This is a genomic window from Streptomyces sp. NPDC002787 (genome assembly GCF_053592095.1).
The window spans coordinates 140,521-140,787 of sequence record NZ_JBSFVC010000025.1 but is presented as its reverse complement, the minus strand read 5'-3'; the positions used below and the strand labels follow the sequence as shown (position 1 = coordinate 140,787).

The 267-nt window shown below is 70.0% G+C and carries 1 protein-coding gene; it reads right to left on the bottom strand.

The window, feature by feature from the left end:
- On the bottom strand, positions 1 to 267 hold a 267-nt coding region (locus ACWD26_RS31420), incomplete at both ends, for a hypothetical protein (RefSeq protein WP_451275331.1).

Genomic DNA, 267 nt, shown 5'->3' with positions numbered 1-267 from the left:
AGGAACTGCGGGTCCAGCTGCTGTTGGGGCTGGGGGGCGGTGGTCTGCGGTGCGCCTTGCGGTGCGCTGAGGCTGTTCAGGATCGCGCTGGCGACTGGGATGATGGAGCCCAGGAACTGCGGGTCCAGCTGCTGTTGGGGCTGGGGGGCGGTGGTCTGCGGTGCGCCTTGCGGTGCGCTGAGGCTGTTCAGGATCGCGCTGGCGACCGGGATGATGGAGCCCAGGAACTGCGGGTCCAGCTGCTGTTGGGGCTGGGGGGCGGTGGTC